The following is an 18,132-nucleotide window of genomic DNA, read 5'->3' on the forward strand; positions in this document are numbered from 1 at the left end:
TCGACGAGCAGGAGGGTCGAAATGCTTGCAAGAGCCTCGCTGTGCGCTGTCTGCGCGCTCATCGTGTCGGCGACGCCCGCGCACGCGACGTTCCCGGGTCAGAACGGGAAGATCGTGTTCATGGGCTTGGACGACGCAGATGTCCCGGAGGACGAGGTCCAGGCGGACATCTTCACGATGAGTCCGAACGGACGCCATCTGCGCAACCTGACGCCCGACTCGCCCGCCGACGACGACTTCCCCCGCTGGAGCGCCGACGGACGCAAGATCGCCTTTTGGAGCACCCGCAAGGGTCCGACGAACCCCACGGGCGACCAGGAGATCTTCGTGATGAACGCCGACGGATCCGGGCTCCGGCAGGTCACGTTCAACACGGTCGACGACGGCGGCCCGGCCTGGTCGCCCGACGGCGAGCGGCTCGTGTTCCACCGCGTCCTCGACTACTCCGAGATCCACCCCAACATCGACCTGATGACCATGTGGGTCGACGGAACGCATGAGCGCAACCTGACGCGCAGCCCGGGCATCGTGGACCACTACGGCATCTGGTCGCCGGACGGGAGCGAGATCGTGTTCGCCCGTGACGACTCGTTGCTCGAAAACGACATCGCCACGATCCGTCCGGACGGCTCCCATCTGCGGCCACTGACCTCCACGCCCACCGACGAGGAGCACCCGGACTGGTCCCCTGACGGGAAGCGGATCGTCTATCACAGCGATACCGCGATGCCTCACGAGCAGTGGGACGTCTACGTGATGCGTCGCGACGGCGGCTCCCCGCCGATCCGGCTCACGATGACGTGGGGCACCCACGCGGCGTGGTCGCCCGACGGGCGCAAGATCGTCTTCGGCCTCAACGACGACCTCTACACGATGCGCACGGACGGCACTCACCCGAAGCAGCGAACCGTGCGGCCGGGGTTCGACAACCACGCGGACTGGCAGCCGCTCCCCGAGGGCGCGCGCGCCGAGGAGGACGACGACTAGCGCCGGCGCCCGGCAGCAGCGGCGTGGCCCGCCGCGGCGGTCGCCACTCCTGGCAGAACGGATCCCACCACGAGCCGGGGGTGGCAAGGAAAACTTGACTCAGAGGACGGTTTTCCTGCCCACCCCCCGTCTGCAACCCGGTGCGGTCAAGATGGCGAGCTGGAGCGGGCCGTGAAGACGCATCGTCGGTGCGTGCACGAGTGATGGCGCTCGGCGATGACGTCCCACACGCGGCGCTGGACGTGCGAGAACTCCTCGGTGATGGCACGGTCGACGCCGCCGTCCATTCGCCCGTAGCTGTTGCCCGGCGACACAAGCGCGTCGAGGTGCCCGAGGCACAGCATCGCGGCGTGTGTCGGAATCCCGCGCGGCAGCCGTCGCCAACGCGTCGCGGGCAGGCGGCTGGTGGCCGTTTCAGCACACTGGCTCCGCGACGCGCTCGGCTGACGGCCTAGCGGTGCGTGAGCGAGAGGACCGCGAGCTTGTCGTTGGTGTTGAGGCCGGTGAAGATCTGGGTGAAGTCGCGCCCGCTCGCGCTGTAGTGGATCTCCATCTCGATGTCGTCGTCCTGCTTGACGCTCACCGTCTGCACGCGGCTGCGCGACTGCCCGGGCTTCAGGTTGGTGATGCTGCCGCCGAGCGTCAGATCGTTCCACCCCTCGAGGGCGCCCGGGTTCTTTACCCGGTGGCCCTTCTCGGGGATGGAGAGCGTCAGGTCCGTCTTATTGACGAACTTGATCTCCAGGTCCTTGGTCTGTGTCTGTCCGAACGCCATGTCGGTCCTTCCATTGGGGGTGGGGTTATCGAGACGTACGACCCCTCCCGAGGCACCGAGGTTGGGAACTTGCAGAGGACTCGGCGACATCGTTATCGGCTACTGACAATGAGGACGTTCGACGGGTCGGGTGCTCGGTGGCGGCGTATCCGAGGGTCGTAGGTCTCACTGGTGCGGGCGCGTAGATCTACGCGGCCACGAGCCGTAGAGCGTGCGGTTGGCCGGGTAGGCAGCGCGGCGTAGCTTGGCGGTATGAGGCGTTGGCTGGTCCTTGCCGCCTTCGCGACCGTGGCGGCCGCGTGGGCTCCGTCGGTCGCGACGGCCGCCACGGTGGTCGTGAGCGGGGGCACGCTGCAGTACGTCGCGGCGGCGGGCGAGCGCAACGAGGTGCGGGTGACCGTCGTGGGCAGCGACTTCCGGCTCGGACCGGCCTACGACTACTCGCCGCCGGACCCCGGCATCGCGGGGATGGAGCCTCAGGGCCCCTGCCACAAATCCGATGCCTTGCACGTTGACTGTCCCAGCGCGGGCATCACCAAAATGTCGTTCACGCTCGGGGACGGCAACGACATCCTGATCGCCACGGGCTGGGCCGGGTCCGACGCCGAACGGGTCCTCGTGCCGATCCAGGCGAACGGCGGCTCGGGCGACGACTGGCTCGCCGGGGGCTTCGCCGATGACACGCTCGACGGTGGCCCCGGAGATGACCGACTGACCAAGGGCTTCCTCGCGTCCAACCCGTTGACGATCCCGGTCGAGGGTGACGTCCTGCGCGGCGGTGATGGCACCGACACGGTCGACTACGGGACGCGGATCACGGGGACCGACAGCGATGCGGTCACCGTCACGCTGGACGGCGTGGCCAACGATGGCCGCGCCGGCGCGCACGACCAGGTGGCGGGAGACGTCGAGGCGGTCATCGGGTCCGGCGCCGCCGACCACATCACCGGCGGTCCGGCAGGCGACTCATTGCAGGGCGGCGGCGGTCCTGACGTGATCGCGGGCGGCGGCGGTGATGATGTCATCGACGGCTTCCTGTTCAACGCCACGGGCGGCGGCGAGGGTGGTGACACTCTGGACGGCGGCCCGGGCAAGGACCGTCTCTCGGGCGGCCTGAACCAGTCTGGCGGCAGCGGCGACGACGTGCTGATCCAAAGCGGCTACGAGACGGGCGACGGAGCGCTAACGGGCGGCCCCGGCGACGACCTGATCGAGCCGGCCGGCTACGGCACAGGACGCGATGTCATAGGCGGCGACGAGGGCGTCGACACCGTCGACTACCAGCAGGACTGGGGCGGCGTCGCCGTCTCGCTCGACGGCCAGTTCAACGACGGCCTCGGGTCCGACAACGTTTCGGCCGAGATCCTGCGCGGCGGCACCGGCGCCGACCGGCTCACCGGCTCCGGAATGGGCGACACGATCGATGGCGGCGACGGCAACGACATCGTCGACGGCGGCGGCGGAACCGACGTGCTGGACGGCGGCAGCGGCTATGACACGTTGACCTACGCGTCGCACACGACTCCCGTGAACGTGTCATTGGACGGTATCGCCAACGACGGGTCGTCGGGCGAGAACGATGACATCGACGGCGGATTCGAGTGGTTCGAGGGCGGCCAGGCCGCCGACGTGATGACCGGCGGCCCGAACGCGGACGTGCTCAACGGCGGGCCCGGTGCGGACCAGATCGCGGGCCGCGCTGGTGCTGATGCCTTGTCCGGCGGCGCGGGGGACGACGAGCTCAGCGGCGACGACGGGGCCGACCAGCTCATCGGCGGTGACGGCGACGACGAGTTGCACGGCGGGGCCGACGTGGACTCATTGATCGGCGAGGGCGGCGACGACTGGCTCGACGGCGGCAACGATGCCGTTGCGGACTACCTCAACGGCGGCGCCTACTTCAGCCTGCCGGACGCACCGGCCGATGGGCTCGACGTGGCCGACTACTCCTGGGCGAGCGTGCCGATCGTCGCCACCTTGACATCGCCGTCCTTCCCGAGCGCCCAGGTCCCTGGTGGCGACCAGTGGAAGAGCATCGACGGCATCGTCGGCGGCTCCGCGGACGACACGCTGACCGGTGATGGCAGCGCCAACCTCCTCGTGGGTGGCTCGGGCGCCGACCGGCTCTTGGGCGCCGCCGGAGACGACGAGCTCGAGGGCGGTCCCGGTGACGACCAGCTCACCGGCGGACTCGGCGACGACCAGCTCGACGGCGGCGCCGGCAAGGACACCGTGAGCTACGCCGAGCACATCCGGCCGGTGCTCGTCGTGCTCAACGGCGAGGCCGACGACGGCGCGGACGACGAGTACGACGCCGTGGGGGTCGATGTCGAGGACGTCATCGGCGGATTCGGGAACGATCTGCTGATCGGAGACAGCGGCGCCAACGCGCTGAGCGGCGGGTTCGGCGACGACCTGCTCGTGGGCGAACAGGGACCAGACGTGCTGTCCGGCGAGGCTGGCGCCGACGCCGCGGCGTACATCGAGCGCACGGCGCCGGTCGTCGCGAGCCTCGACGGCCGTGCGACCTCGGGCAACAGTGACGACGGCCGAGCCGATGCGCGCGACACGATCCTGCCGGACGTCGAGGCGTTGTACGGCGGCCGAGGCGCCGATCTCCTGACGGGTGACGACGCCTCGAATCTGTTCAACGGCGGCCCCGGCGCCGACGTGCTCCACGGCGGGGCGGGCGAGGACGCCGCGGACTGGTCGGACCGCACCGATCCGGTGCAAGCGTCGATCGACGGCGCCCCGACGTCCGGCAACGCCGAGGATGGCCCGGCGGGAGCACGCGACACCGTGGCCACCGACATCGAGGACCTCATCGGGACACCCGGCGCGGACCAGCTGACCGGCAGCCCCGCCGCGAACGTCCTGATCGGGCTCGCAGGCGACGACACGCTCGCCAGCCGCGACGCGAGCGCCGACGTGGACTTCTGCGACACCGGTGAAGACCGCGCCGTCGCCGATGCAAGCGACACGACCGAAGACTGCGAGCGCGTGGAGCTGCCCGTGGCCACCGCCAGTCCGACGCCCACGGCGGTGGTAGCCACGCCGACCGCGACCCCCGCACTCGTGGCGCGCGCGCCAAAGCTCGACGCGCATCAGACGCTGAGAACCGTGCTCGCGCGCGGACTGCACACGAGCATCAGCTGCCCGGCGCCGTGTCGGGCGACCGAGACGCTGTCGACCGCCCCCGGGACCGTCGTGGCCCGCCTCACCAAGCGCCGGACCTCGGCGGGCAGCCTACGGTTGACCCTGCGCATCCCCGCGCGCTTGAGTCGTCGGTGGCGGGCGCTGCACGACCTCCGCCTCACGCTGACCACGACGGTCTCGGTGCGTAGCACGACGCCACAGCAGTTCAAGCAGCGCCTCCGGCTGCGCCGCACCTCCGCGTCCCTTACGACCGCCCGACAGCCGGCGCAGCCCATTGCCACAGCGCGCGCCGCGGTCACGCACCGCGCGCAACTCGCCCAGGCGCGCCCCATCCTCACCCCGCGGCGCTGAAAGGCCCTTCCGGCCTGATCGGCAGCGCGTCAGAGTGCCCAGATCGTGGCGAAGTGCCACTTTCATCGTCTTCCCAAGAGGTGGGATGCGACCACCGGCGAGCGCAGCGGTTCAAAGATGCTCGATTGCGCAGGCGACGTCGCGTGGGAATCCCTTCGCCGCGAGTGTCGATCCCGCCAGCTGCCGTGCCGCGTCGGTAAAGGCAGATTCGGCGTCGGTCGCGTTTGCGACAGCATGAAGTCGGAACGTTGGCCGATGCGAAGCTCGGCCGCACGTACATAGGCCCGCGCCCGCTCCAGCTCGCGCAGCGCCTGGTCGAACCCTGTGATCGCATCGCCGCCGGGGAGCCGGATGCGGAGCCTAGCCAGGTCGGGAGCTACTGCGCGCGAGCGTCGCTCGACGAGTTGCCCCGCGGCATCGATGACGCGCAACTGCTCGCGTTTGAATGCCGCGAGATTGCGCACGCCTGCCGCCTTTGCTGTCCCCGGTAGCAGCAGCTCATCACGATCAGAGTCGATGTTGGATGGAGCCTCGTCCACGTGCGCGAGTTTCTCGCACTTATCGCGGATAGTTCAATGTGCGGGCCAAGCCCGGAGCGTGGCGCGGGCCCGATGCTCGCGCCGTTCGCACCGCACGGCCTTGGCGCGACGTTCGCCGCGCCCAGCCAGGGCGAGCGCTCACGCAGGAGCGAGGATCGGATGTCGTCGAGGTCGAGCGCCGGGTGAGCCAGAGTGTCCCGGCGCCCGTCGCCCTGAAGGTCCTGCTGGACTCGACACGATCAAGATCGACCGGGATCTGGCCGATAGTCGGGCCATGGGTTTGAAGAGGCTGGCCGTCGCGCTCGCGGTCGTTGTGATGGTGCCGGCGGGCTCAGCATCTGCGGAAGTCCGGTCGGGATCGGTCGCCGATCCGGTTGACAGCCCCCTGCACCAGAACGTGGACGGCACGTCCTACCGGGATCAGGACATCCAGCGCGTCACGGCGTCCTATGACACCGCAGGGTCGCTCACGATGACCTTCTACTTCCTCGATCCGGTGCCCGCCTCGACGCCCGACACGTTGCAGGCGTCCTTCTCTGCGGCCTCCTGCGACTATGCCACGGGGACGGCCCTCCTGCTCCTGCCTCCGTCGAGCAGGAGCTATAGCCCAGCCTCCGTGACCCTCAGCGGATATGAAGGGTCCGTTCCAACAACCAGAACCCTGTCGGCGGACCACCGGGCCATCACGGTTCAGGCGTCAGCACCAGCACTCGCGAACAGGGACTACGGCTGCGTGCACTTGATCTCGCTGTGGCGTGTCAACAAGGTGCCGTTCCACTGCGACACCTATCCCGTCGTCACCTGCACCGATCTCGAGAAAGCCGTCACCGACGACACGACTGCGTTCAGCATCGACGCCGCGACGCCGGCGATCCCGAGCCCGGAACCTGAGGGGACGGCGACACAGACGCCCACCGTCACGCCGACTGATCCCTGTGGCACGGCGCGGGACGCGCTTCGCAAGAAGAAGCAGCAAGCGAAGAAGCTCACCGCGCAGCGGCGGGCTGCTCGCACGCGCCAGCGCAAGCGAGCGCTGACCAAGCAACTCGAGACGACCAAGCGCGGCATCGCGAACGCAAAGGCCAAGATCGACGTTTACTGCTGATCGCGCCGCGAGCGCGATCGACAACCGGGCCGATCCTCGCCGCCTGGCTGGTTGCCCAATCGCCGCGATCGCACTCCGCGTCGTGTTCCGCGGATCCGCCTTCGCATCGCTTCTAATACCCCTATGGGGTATAGTCCGAAGGCGTGGACGCCGAACATCGCCATCACCACGAGCTCCCCACCTCCGGCAGCGCGCTCACGGCGACCGCCGTCTCGGCCACCCTGCACTGCCTCACCGGCTGTGCGCTCGGTGAGATCGCCGGACTGGCGATCGGCACCGCGCTGGGCCTGTCGAACCTGGCGACGGTGATCCTCGCGATCGCGCTCGCGTTCGTCTTCGGCTACAGCCTCACGAGCCTGCCGCTGCTGCGCGCCGGCCTCGCCCTCGGCGCGGTGATCCCGATCGCGCTCGCGTCGGACACGTTCTCGATCGCGGTGATGGAGATCATCGACAACGTCGTGGTGGTCGTGATCCCCGGCGCGATGGATGCGGGTCTCGGCGATCTGCTGTTCTGGGGCTCGCTGTCGTTCGCGCTGTCGCTCGCGTTCGTCGCGGCGGTGCCGGTCAATCGCTGGCTGATCGCCCGCGGCAAGGGCCACGCCGCCGTGCACCGCACCGGGATCCACGGCGGCCCTGACCCCCGCCTGGTCGGCGCGATCCTCGCCGCCGCCTTCGTGTTCGGCACCTCAGTGCTGATCGCGGAAGCCGTCGCCTGAGCCGCTGACGACGGCCTCGGCCAGCGCGGCGAGACGCGCCCGGTCGCGCGGCGCGAGCGGAGCGAGCAGCGCGACCATCGACGCCTCCACGCGGGCCGTCCCGAGCGCGGCCAGCGCGTGACCGGGCTCCGTGAGGCGGACGTGGATCGCGCGGCCGTCATGCGTGGCCGCCACCCGCTCCACGAGACCGCGCTTGACGGCGCGGTCGATCAGGCCGGTGACGCTCGACTTCTCGAGCTTGAGGTGACGGGCGAGGTCGAGCATCGTCGGCTCGCGGTCGCGGAGGATGCCCAACAGTCGGAGCTGCGTCAAAGACAGGTCGTTCTCGGCGGCGAGCTCGGTCAGGACGCCGATGACCGCGAACGAGAGCTGGACGATCGCATCGGTCGGGGTGGGTTCCGCCATCGCCGGACATTCTACTTGACGTAGTTCGTGCCACGTACTAATTTGGTTCGTGCCACGAACTACTTTCAAGGAAGGCCCGCCCCATGCACGCCGCTGTCGTTCGTTCCTTCGCCCACCCGCCTCGCTACGAGACCGTCGACACGCCACGCGCGACGTCCGCCGACGAGGTCGTCGTCGAGGTCCTCGCCGCGGGCCTGCACCCGCGGGTCCGTTCGAGCGCCGACGGCTCGCACTACACGAGCACCGACGAGCTCCCGCTGATCCCCGGGATCGACGGCGTCGGCCGGACGCCCACGGGCGAGCTCCTCTATTTCGTCCTCCCCGACACCACGCAGGGCTCGATGGCCGAGCAGACCGTCGTGGACCGGCGGCGCGCCGTCGCGCTCGACCCAGGGACCGACCCGGTCACGGTCGCCGCGGCGATGAACCCCGCGATGTCGTCCTGGCTGGCGCTCACGCAACGCATCGCGATGGAACCCGGCAGCCGCGTGCTCGTCCTCGGCGCGACGGGGAACGCGGGCCGGATGGCGATCGAGGTCGCCCGCCACCTCGGCGCCTCGCACGTCACCGCCGCCGGGCGGGACGAGCAGCGCCTCAGGACCCTGCCCGCCGACGAGGCCGTCACGCTCGAGCACGTCGAGCAGGCCGCCGAGGTCGACGTCGTCCTCGACTACCTCTGGGGCGAGCCGGCCCTGCGCACGATCCGTGCCCTCCTCACCCACCGCGAGGACCGCAGCCGCCCGCTCGACTGGATCCAGATCGGGTCCGTCGCCGGCCCGGACGTCGCGCTGCCGTCCGCGGCGCTGCGGGCCGCCAATCTGCGCGTGATGGGCTCCGGGCAGGGCTCGGTGAGCACGAAGGCGATCCTCCAGGCGCTCCCACACCTCGCCGCCGAGATCTCCAACGGCACCTTCACGGTCGACCCGCAGCCGCTCCCGCTCGAACAGGTCGAGACCGCCTGGACCGCGGCCGACACCCGGCGCGTGGTCTTCACCCCCCGCTGTTGGTGATCACCCGCAGGCTCAACGACCCGTCGGCGATCCGGCGGGCCAGGAAGAACGCCGTCGAGGACGAGTCCAGGAAGACGGTCTCGCCCCCACGCAGCGGAGCGAACGCCGCGTCGGCCAAGCGCACCTTGGCCTCGATGGCGACGCCCATGCGCTGCGTGTCCCGCCGCGCCGTCATCGGCGAGACCCCGAACTGCACCTGGAGCTGACTGACCGTGACCGCGCCGCTCTGCATCTCGGTCGGCGACACGCTTGAAGTCGACGTGGTCATCGGCCCGAAGGGCAAGCTGATCGCGCGCGGCGGTGCCGACCGACGCGATCGAGACGGTCTGGCCGCCGATCGTCAGCGGCGCGCCGGGGGCGAAGTTCGTGACCGAGGCGACGCGCAGGACCGTGTCCCCGACCGCCGCGGGGGCGACCGTGGTCGTGGTGGCGGCCGCGGTCGACAGGGTCGTGGTGCCCTGCGCGCAGCAGACGTCGTCCGCGGTGCCCTGCGCCGCGGTCGGCACCGCCGCGAGCCGCTCCGGGCCAGCAGCAGTGCTGCCGCCGCGGCCGCGGTCGCTCCAGCGGCATGCAGCCGCCCACAGTGGAATCCAAGCCCAGCAAGCGATCAGATCACCACGGGATGTCTACGCGGCGGAGGGCGCCGCTCGCGTCGGGGATTCCCCTACATGCGCGTAAGGGGATCGCCTTCGGACGCCTGCTGCAGGCGGGCGATCGACTTGCGGATCAGACGCGAGATGTGCATCTGCGAGACCCCGAGACGGCGGCCGATCTCGGCCTGCGTGAGCTCTTCCTCGAAGCGCATCCGGAGGATCTCGCGGTCGCGCTCGGGCAGCGTCGAGAGCAGGCCGTCGACGAGCTCGGTGTTCTCGACCTCGGTGTAGCCCGGTTCCTCCCCGCCGACGAGCTGTCCGAGGCCGTCGCCGTCCTCGCCGACCGGGCGGTCGAGCGAGTCCGGGTAGTGCGCGGAGGCGGCGCCGAGCGCGTCGAGCACCTGCTCGATCGACGCGTCGGTGCGCTCGGCCAGCTCGTTGGCGGTGGGCGTACGACCCAGCTCGCCGGTGAGGGCCGTGATCATGCGGTCGAGCTTGAGCTTGAGCTCCTGCACGTCACGCGGGACCCGCACGGCCCAGCCGTGGTCGCGGAAGTGGCGCTTGAGCTCGCCGACGATCGTCGGCACGGCGAAGCTCGAGAACGCGATCCCGCGGTCGGGGTCGAAGCGGTCGACCGCCTTCACGAGCGCGAACGCGGCGACCTGGTTGAGGTCGTCGAGCTCGATGCTGCCGCCCTTGTACCGGCGGGCGAGGTGCCGTGCGAGCGGCAGATAGCGCTCGATCAGCTGCTCGCGCGGGAGCCGGTCGTGATCGTGGCGACGATCCGTCGCTGGTTGCTCGAGGGTCGCGATGCTGGTCATGGGGCCTGCCTTCCGAGAGCGAGTTCCATCTCGCTCATGACGGAGGCGCCGAGCGCCTCTAGGGTCTCGATCTGATCGCGCGTCCAGTGGCGCGGATGATGGTCGAGCACGCAGAGCGTGCCGAGTGCGTGGCCGTCGCCGGTCACGAGCGGGATTCCCGCGTAGGCGACCGCTTCGAGGTCGCGCACGGCCAGGTTGTCGCGGACGAGCGGGTGCACGCGCGCGTCTTCGATCACCAGCGGCTCCTCGGCCTGCAGGGCGTGCCGGCAGATCGAGTGCGACAGCGGCGTCTCGCGCTCGCTGTGCCAGGGCTCGTCGAGGCCGACGCTGCTCTTGAAGAACTGCCGGTCGGCGTCGACGAGCGAGATCAGCGCGACGGGCGCGTTGAGCACCCGCGAAGCGAGCCGAGTGATCCGGTCGAACGCGTCGTCCGCGGGCGAGTCGAGCAGCCCGCTGGCGTGCAGCGCCTCGAGCCGCGCGGGATCGCGCAGCGCGTCGTCCTCACTGCCGGCGGGACGCCCGGTGATGGCGCCCGCGGCGAGCTCCTGCAGCGTCAGCGAGCCCTCGAAGTCACCGCGGCGGCCGCTGATGACGCCGAGGCGCATGATCGTCGCGTCGCGCACGAACTGCGCGGCGCTGATGCCCTGCGACGAGGCCTCGGCCTCGAGCAGGTCCCAGAGGTCGTCGCCGAATCGAACGGTTGTCGCGCGCATGGCCACAGCGAAGCCGTACCCGACATCGCCTCAGATCACACGGGCGCTCGATTAACGGGCTCATCAACGTGGGCGATGGCTGATCCGCCATCACGGCCTGTCAGTCCCGAAGTGCCGCCGAGTTGTCGCAGCTTGTCGCCGCGCTACGCGGCCAACGATGCCTCGGCGCCATCGGCGCGGGGGCCGCTCCCCGTGAGGAGCCACAGGCCGTCGGAGCGGCGCTCCACGCGGCCGTCCTCCGCGAGACGCGCGACGGCGGTGGAGACGGTGGGGCGGCGGGCGCCGACCAACGCGCCGAGCAGGCGGTGGGAGAGGGCGAGGGCGACGATCACGCCGTCGCGGGTGACGCGGCCCCAGCGGTGGGAGAGGTGCCAGAGCAGGGCCTCGATGCGCGTCTCCACGCCGGTGATCTGGGAGATCGCCTGGGTGACCGCGAGGCGTTCCGCGCGGGCGTCGATCCGGTCCAGCACGACGGCCATGATCTCCGGGAAGACGCGGAGGGTGAGGGCGGTCGCGCCGTCCAGCACGGCGACCGTCGTGCGCTCCAACGCGCGCCACTCGATCGCCGGGCGCAGTGGCTGCGGGGCGGGGTCGGCGCGCCAGGTGCGGATGATGTCCCCGGGGCCGAGGAGCTCGGCGCTGGGACAGTCGAGCAGGATGGTGCCGCGAACGACCGCGCCGTCGAGGACGAGAAGGCCGACGTTGGACGCGCGGCGGGGTGAGAGGAGGGCGTCGGGGGTCCAGTCGCCGGGGGCGATCGTGGCGACGGCGACCTCGAGCTCAGCACCCGCGCGGCGCCGCCGTTCCTCCGACAGCAACTGCCCGAGGTCCGGGTCGACCTCGAGCAGCGCTTGCGGTGGATGGATCTCGAACATTCGGCCTCGCCCTACCCCGGGGAGGCCGATCCCCTAACGCCATACGGATTCGTGGTGGAAAGCGTGAAGATCAGCGTCTTCGCGTAGTTTCCGGTGCGCAGGGCGTCCGCGGCCTCGTTCGCGGTCGGTCCCGACCACGCCGACTTCGAGAACGACACCTGCAGCGGCGAAGGCAACGCGAACGAGCCGCTCATGAGCCGGCCGGGGTCGCTCACCGGCAGCGCCGCGTCACCGGCCGGACCGGCACCGCCTCACCCACGCTCACGATCCGGAAGGCGTCGAACGCGACGTCGAGATCGGTCGTGGTGCCGCCGGGTCGCGCCGCCTCGAGGCTCGTGCGGTATCAAGCCCTCTCCGCCGATTCGTTGTCTCCCTAGACAAAAGGGACCGTGCCGACGAGCGCAAGTCAAGAGCTTTCATGCAAGATGAAAGATTCTGGACGTTTTCTCATGAGTGAGGGGTGACCGTACCCGACTGTCGGGCAAATGACACGCTGTCCTATCAAAACACTTCAATAGACCCTTCAATCCTTGACAGGAACCCTTCAAAACTCTATTCGTTGGTTGCCACACCTAACGGAGTACCGTGGAGGAGGAGTTAATGGGTCGGACCTGTGCTGCCCTGGCGGCGGCGATCCTGGCGTGCCTGATCTGGACTGGAGCAGCGGGCGCGCAAGCGCCAACGGCCTCCGACTTCCAGAAGGTCACGCTGGACGACAACACGCAGAACCCGATGCAGCTCGACGTCGCCCCGGACGGGCGCGTCTTCTACATCGAACGTGACGGACGCGTCCAGATCTGGAAACCGGACACGCGCCAGACCGTCACCGCCGGCAAGATCCCGGTGACCCTCAGCCAGGAGAACGGGCTGCTGGGCATCGCGCTGGCACCGGACTTCGCGTTCAGCAAGTGGGTGTACCTCTTCTACTCCCAGCTGCCGGACAACACGCTCACGCAGGTGATCTCGCGCTTCAAGGTCAACGGCGACACGCTCGATCTGTCGTCGGAGCAGAAGATCCTCACGTTCCAGCACCAGACGGATCAGTGCTGCCACTCGTCGGGGGCGCTCGGGTTCGGCCCGGACGGCAGCCTCTACGCCTCGACGGGCGACAACACCAACCCGTTCGACTCCGATGGCTTCGCGCCGCTCGACGAGCAGCCCGGTCGCGAGCACTGGGACTCGCAGCGCACGGCCGCCAACACGAACGACCTCAACGGCAAGATCCTGCACATCATGCCGATGGCGGTGCCGCTCGGCGCGCCCGGCGTGAACACCACGTACACGATCCCGGCCAACAACCTCTTCCCCGTCGGAACGGCGAAGACGCGCCCGGAGATCTTCGGCATGGGCTTCCGCAACCCGTTCCGCTTCACGGTCGACAAGACCACGGGCTGGGTGCTGATGGGCGACTACGGCCCTGACGCGAGCACCACCAACCCGAACCGCGGGCCGCAGGGCTCGGTCGAGTTCAACGTGCTCTCCAAGGCCGGCAACTATGGCTGGCCGTACTGCATCCGCGACAACACGCCGTACAACGACTACAACTTCGCGACCAAGACCTCGGGCGCGAAGTTCGACTGTTCCGCGCCGGTCAACGAGTCGCCCAACAACACGGGCCTGACGAACCTGCCGCCGGCCATCGGCGCCAGCGCGTGGATGGGCTACACCGAGCAGGACTCGCGCTTCACGCCGGATCTCGGCACGGGCGGCGCTCCGATGGGCGGGCCGCGCTACCACTACGACCCGAGCCTCGTGTCGGATCGCAAGTTCCCGGCGTACTACGACAACAAGTGGTTCGTGGGCGAGTGGAACAACAACTGGATCAAGACCGCCGACCTCACCAGCGACGGCAAGATCTCCAAGTTCAGCGCCTTCGCCGCCGGCACGGGCTACAAGCGCCCGATGGACATCAAGTTCGGCCCCGACGGCGCGCTCTACGTGATCGAGTGGGGCTCGGGCTTCAACGGCGACAACGCCGACTCGGGCATCTACCGGATCGACTACACCGCGGGCGACAAGGCCCCGATCGCGGACGCCACCGGCACGCCGACGGCCGGGCTCGCGCCGCTCACGGTCCAGTTCAAGGGCGACGCCTCGCATGACCCCGAGGGCGGCCCCATCACCTACGCGTGGGACTTCAACGGCGACGGCAACGTCGACTCGACGGACCCGAACCCGTCCTACACCTACACCACCAACGGCGCCTTCACGGCCAAGCTCACGGTCAAGGACCAGAACGGGCTGACCGGCGTCGAGAACATCCCGATCACGGTCGGCAACCGCGCGCCCGTGATCACGTTCCAGACTCCGATCGACGGCCAGGCCGCGTCCTTCACGGACACGGTGCCGTACAAGGTCTCGGTCAGCGATCCCGAGGACGGCACGACCGGCAACGGGATCTCCTGCGACGACGTCAAGGTCACGGTCTCGCTCGGCCATGACCAGCACGCGCACGACCTCGCCTCGACGACGGGCTGCGAGGGCACGCTGCACACCGGCCTGACATCGGGCCACGGCCCCGAGGCCAACACGTTCACGGTGATCACGGTCACCTACACCGACAAGGGCGGCCCGGGCGGCATCGTCCCGCTGACCGGCCGCGGCCAGGTGATCCTGCAGCCCAAGACCAAGCAGGCGGAGTTCTTCGCCTCCACGGGCCGCGTCCCCAACAGCGCCACCAGCGGCGACGCCGGCGTCACGACCGAGGACACCTCGGACGACCAGGGCGGCGGCAAGGACATCGGGTTCATCGAGGACGGCGACTACGTCTCCTACAAGCCGGTCAACCTGACCAACCTCAACGAGCTCCGCTTCCGCGTGGCCTCGGCGGGCGCGGGCGGCACGATCGAGGTCCACCTCGACTCGCCGACCGGCACGCTCGTGGGCACGACGGACACGATCACGCCGACGGGCGGCTGGCAGACCTTCAAGACGGTCTCGCTGCCGCTGACCAACCCGCCGTCGGGCACGCATGAGCTGTTCCTCGTGTTCCGCAACCGCGGCAGCACGCAGAACCTGTTCAACGTCAACTGGATCGAGTTCGTCGGCAAGGGCGCCGCGGTCACCGCTGCGCCGGACGTCACGGCGAGCGCCGACAAGCTGACGGGCACCGCGCCGCTGACGGTCAAGTTCACCGCCACGGCCACCGACCCCGACGGGCCGGCGACGGACCTGAGCTACGCCTGGGACTTCGGCGTGCCCGGCACCGACGCGGACAAGTCGACGGATCCGAGCCCGACGTACACGTACGCCAACTCGGGCAACTACCTCGCCACGCTCACCGTGAGCGACAAGCAGGGCGGCGTCACGACCAAGAGCTTCACGGTCTCGGTCACCCCTGCCTCGTCCTGCAACACGGCGTACCGTGACGACTTCAACGGCTCCGCGCTCGACCCGGGCTGGAGCGTCGTCCGTCAGAGCCAGGCGCTCAACGTCGGCGGCGGAACGTTGAACATCACGACCGAGAACGGCGACGTCTACACCAACAGCAACACCGCCAAGAACCTCGTCCTGCGGACCGCTCCGAGCGGGCCGTGGACGGCGACGATCAAGCTCAACGAGGTCGGCAACGTCCAGTACCACCAGGCGGGCCTGATCGTCTACGGCGACGACGACAACTACACGAAGTTCGACCGCCTGGCGACGAACGCGTCCGGCAGCGCGGCCACCGAGAAGTTCGAGTTCATCAACGAGGTGGCGGGCACGGCCCGCAATACGTCGGCCGACGCGTCGTCGAACCTGCCCTCCACCTACCCGGCCGACTTCTACATGAAGATCGAGTCGGACGGGACCCAGATCAAGGGCTACTCGTCGACGGACGGGACGACCTGGACCCAGGTCGGCCAGGCCGCCAACCTGCCGTCGAACGCGAAGATCGGCGTCTTCGCGCTGGACAACGCCGCGGCCACGCACGTGACCGCGAAGTTCGACTACTTCCAGCTCGACTCAGGCTCCGGCGGCGGTTCGGCCGCAGGCCCCGGCGATGACTTCAACGGGACCAGCCTCAACAAGACGGTCTGGAACTCGATCGTCCGCGAGGACGCCACGAAGTACGCCGTGAACAACGGCGCGCTGACCATCACCACGGTCGGCGGCGACATCTACACCAACAGCGACCCGTCCGGCACGCGGAACTTCCTCCTGCAGTCGGCGGATCACACCAGCAGCGACTACGTGCTCGAGACCAAGCTCTCCGGCACGCTCAGCGGCGGCTACGCCCAGGGCGGCATCATCGCCTACACCGACGACGACAACTTCGTCAAGCTCGACGCGATCTCGGACACCAACCAGACCGTGATCAATCGCATCGAGCTGCGCTCGGAGGTCGCCGGGGCCACCGCGAACCCGCAGCCGCAGGTCAACGTGCCGTCGGGCACCGCGAACATCTGGCTGCGTCTGACCAAGGCCGGCACGAGCTACTCGGGCGAGTACTCGTTCGACGGGTCGACCTGGACGTCGATCGGCGATCCCGTGGCCCACACCCAGAGCGCGGCCAAGTTCGGGCTCTACACGCTGGGCGTGCAGGACACGACGGGCAAGACCGTGAGCTTCGACTACTTCAAGGTCAACGGCTCAACGGGCTGCGGCGGCGGCGGTGGCGGCAACGCCTCGCCGGTCATCACCTCGGCCACGGCGACGCCCACCGCCGGCTTCGCCCCGCTGCAGGTCGCGTTCAACGCGGCCGCGACGGACGCCGACAACGACACGCTCACCTACTCGTGGGACTACGACGGCGACGGCACGGCCGACGCCACGGGCGCCACCCCGTCCACGACGTTCAACACCGCGGGCACGCGCAACGTCAAGCTCACGGTGTCCGACGGCAAGGGCGGTACCGCCACCAAGACCATCCCGGTGCAGGTCCTGGCCGGCGATGACGCGAACGCGCGCTTCCGGGCGCTGGTGTTCTCCAAGACCACCGCGTTCCGGCACGACGCGATCCCGACGGCGAACGCGCTGCTCACGACGCTCGGCCAGCAGAAGAACTTCCAGGTCGACGAGACCGAGGACGCTTCGCTGTTCACCGACGCCGTGCTCAGCCACTACGACGTCGTGATCTTCAACTCGACCACGGGCGATCCGCTCAACGACGACCAGCAGGCCGCGTTCGAGCGCTTCATCCGCGCCGGCCACGGCTATGTGGGCATCCACAGCGCCGCGGACACGGAGTACGACTGGCACTGGTACGGCCAGCTCGTCGGCGGCTACTTCCGCAACCACCCGGACGGCACGCCGACCGCGACCGTGGTCGTGGAGGACACCGAAAACGCCGCGAATGCAGGGATTCCGGCTCGCTGGACGCGCACCGACGAGTGGTACAACTACAAGAAGTACGACAACTCGAGCGGTGACGACTACAGCCCGCGCAACACCCCGGGCGTGCACGTCCTGCTCAAGATGGACGAGTCGACGTACGCGGAGAACGACGGCTCCGACGGGACGGATGACGATCACCCGATCTCGTGGTGCCAGCGCTACGACGGCGGCCGCTCGTGGTACACGGGCATGGGCCACACGCAGGCGACGTACAGCGATCCCCTGTTCCAGAACCACCTGGAGACGGGCATCGAGGTCGCCGCGGGCGTGAAGCCGGACAAGGACTGCGGCGTGACTTCGACGCCGCCTGACAGCACCAATGTCGACGTCCCTGTCGGCGGCAACGTCCCGACGGTCCTCGCGCTCAACATCGGCGCGGTGCCCTCGCTCGGCACCTTCCAGCCGGGCGTGGCGAAGGACTACGAGGCCTCCGTCAGCGCCTCGGTCGTCTCCAGCGCGTCGGCCGCGGCCCTCACGGTCCGCGACACGAGCGCCACGGCGACCGGCCGGCTCGTCAACGGCACCGCCGCGTTGACGCAGCCGCTCCAGGTCAACGCGACGGACGCGACTCAGACCACGAGCGCGTTCGCCCCGCTCTCCACCACGGGCGCGGCCCTGCCGCTGCTCGCCCTGTCGACCCCGGTCGGCCTGCATCCGGTGACGATCGGCTTCAAGCAGCCGATCGCCGCCACCGAAGGCCTCTTGCGCGGCAACTACGCCAAGACGCTGACGTTCACGCTCTCGGCCACGACGCCGTAGAGCAGGGGTGA

The 18,132-nt window shown here is 69.4% G+C and carries 15 protein-coding genes; 6 read left to right on the forward strand and 9 right to left on the reverse strand.

Annotated elements, in window-relative coordinates; all coding sequences use genetic code 11:
• The first annotated feature begins 21 nt into the window (after positions 1-21).
• Positions 22-987 (forward strand): TolB family protein, encoded by a 966-nt coding sequence (locus G569_RS51420; RefSeq protein ID WP_084285537.1) that lies wholly within the window; start codon positions 22-24, stop codon positions 985-987.
• Between the two features lie 146 nt (positions 988-1,133).
• Here the strand turns inward: G569_RS51420 and G569_RS62960 are convergent, their stop codons facing one another.
• The gene (locus G569_RS62960) at positions 1,134-1,331 is read right to left on the reverse strand and encodes a macro domain-containing protein (RefSeq protein ID WP_028065499.1); all 198 of its coding nucleotides are present in this window, start codon (positions 1,329-1,331) and stop codon (positions 1,134-1,136) included.
• Between the two features lie 107 nt (positions 1,332-1,438).
• Positions 1,439-1,762: a hypothetical protein gene (locus G569_RS0125275; RefSeq protein ID WP_028065500.1), complete on the reverse strand. Its 324-nt coding sequence runs from the start codon at positions 1,760-1,762 to the stop codon at positions 1,439-1,441.
• A gap of 252 nt (positions 1,763-2,014) precedes the next feature.
• On the opposite strand from G569_RS0125275, the gene G569_RS0125280 reads away from it, so the two are divergent.
• Entirely contained in the window at positions 2,015-5,269 is a 3,255-nt protein-coding gene (locus tag G569_RS0125280; protein WP_028065501.1) for a calcium-binding protein, read from the forward strand.
• Between the two features lie 62 nt (positions 5,270-5,331).
• Here the strand turns inward: G569_RS0125280 and G569_RS62965 are convergent, their stop codons facing one another.
• Positions 5,332-5,808 carry a hypothetical protein gene (locus G569_RS62965; protein WP_157592301.1) on the reverse strand — a complete coding sequence of 159 codons (477 nt, stop codon included), beginning with the start codon at positions 5,806-5,808 and terminating at the stop codon, positions 5,332-5,334.
• Between the two features lie 274 nt (positions 5,809-6,082).
• Between G569_RS62965 and G569_RS0125290 the strand changes: the two genes are divergently transcribed.
• Together G569_RS0125290 and G569_RS51425 are read left to right on the forward strand one after the other, a co-directional pair.
• Positions 6,083-6,913, forward strand: a complete 831-nt coding sequence (locus tag G569_RS0125290; RefSeq protein ID WP_028065503.1) for a hypothetical protein — start codon at positions 6,083-6,085, stop codon at positions 6,911-6,913.
• A 143-nt stretch (positions 6,914-7,056) separates the two neighbouring features.
• Positions 7,057-7,629 carry a DUF4396 domain-containing protein gene (locus G569_RS51425; RefSeq protein WP_084285539.1) on the forward strand — a complete coding sequence of 191 codons (573 nt, stop codon included), beginning with the start codon at positions 7,057-7,059 and terminating at the stop codon, positions 7,627-7,629.
• On the opposite strand, the gene G569_RS0125300 is transcribed toward G569_RS51425, so the two are convergent.
• Complete coding sequence (locus tag G569_RS0125300) at positions 7,600-8,034, reverse strand: MarR family winged helix-turn-helix transcriptional regulator (RefSeq protein WP_028065504.1); 435 nt, start codon at positions 8,032-8,034, stop codon at positions 7,600-7,602. The genes G569_RS51425 and G569_RS0125300 overlap by 30 nt on opposite strands.
• A gap of 83 nt (positions 8,035-8,117) precedes the next feature.
• Between G569_RS0125300 and G569_RS0125305 the strand changes: the two genes are divergently transcribed.
• The gene (locus tag G569_RS0125305; protein WP_028065505.1) at positions 8,118-9,044 is read left to right on the forward strand and encodes a quinone oxidoreductase family protein; all 927 of its coding nucleotides are present in this window, start codon (positions 8,118-8,120) and stop codon (positions 9,042-9,044) included.
• Here G569_RS0125305 and G569_RS0125310 read toward each other — a convergent pair.
• The 5 genes from G569_RS0125310 to G569_RS0125335 form a co-directional block, all read right to left on the reverse strand.
• On the reverse strand, positions 9,025-9,291 hold the full coding sequence (locus G569_RS0125310; protein ID WP_037499002.1) for a DeoR family transcriptional regulator: 267 nt from the start codon (positions 9,289-9,291) through the stop codon (positions 9,025-9,027). The two genes, G569_RS0125305 and G569_RS0125310, sit on opposite strands and share 20 nt — an antisense overlap.
• A 417-nt stretch (positions 9,292-9,708) precedes the next feature.
• Entirely contained in the window at positions 9,709-10,458 is a 750-nt protein-coding gene (locus tag G569_RS0125320; RefSeq protein ID WP_028065508.1) for a SigB/SigF/SigG family RNA polymerase sigma factor, read from the reverse strand.
• A complete protein-coding gene (locus tag G569_RS51430; protein ID WP_053226958.1) occupies positions 10,455-11,171 on the reverse strand; it encodes a GAF domain-containing protein in 717 nt (238 codons plus the stop codon). Before G569_RS51430 ends, G569_RS0125320 begins: the two co-directional genes overlap by 4 nt.
• Before the next feature lie 143 nt (positions 11,172-11,314).
• Entirely contained in the window at positions 11,315-12,046 is a 732-nt protein-coding gene (locus tag G569_RS0125330; protein WP_028065509.1) for a helix-turn-helix domain-containing protein, read from the reverse strand.
• 11 nt (positions 12,047-12,057) lie between these two features.
• The gene (locus tag G569_RS0125335; protein ID WP_028065510.1) at positions 12,058-12,261 is read right to left on the reverse strand and encodes a hypothetical protein; all 204 of its coding nucleotides are present in this window, start codon (positions 12,259-12,261) and stop codon (positions 12,058-12,060) included.
• A 385-nt stretch (positions 12,262-12,646) separates the two neighbouring features.
• On the opposite strand from G569_RS0125335, the gene G569_RS64720 reads away from it, so the two are divergent.
• Positions 12,647-18,121 carry a ThuA domain-containing protein gene (locus G569_RS64720; protein ID WP_053226959.1) on the forward strand — a complete coding sequence of 1,825 codons (5,475 nt, stop codon included), beginning with the start codon at positions 12,647-12,649 and terminating at the stop codon, positions 18,119-18,121.
• Positions 18,122-18,132 lie beyond the last annotated feature (11 nt).

The organism is Solirubrobacter soli DSM 22325, from assembly GCF_000423665.1.
Taxonomy (GTDB): Bacteria; Actinomycetota; Thermoleophilia; order Solirubrobacterales; family Solirubrobacteraceae; genus Solirubrobacter; species Solirubrobacter soli.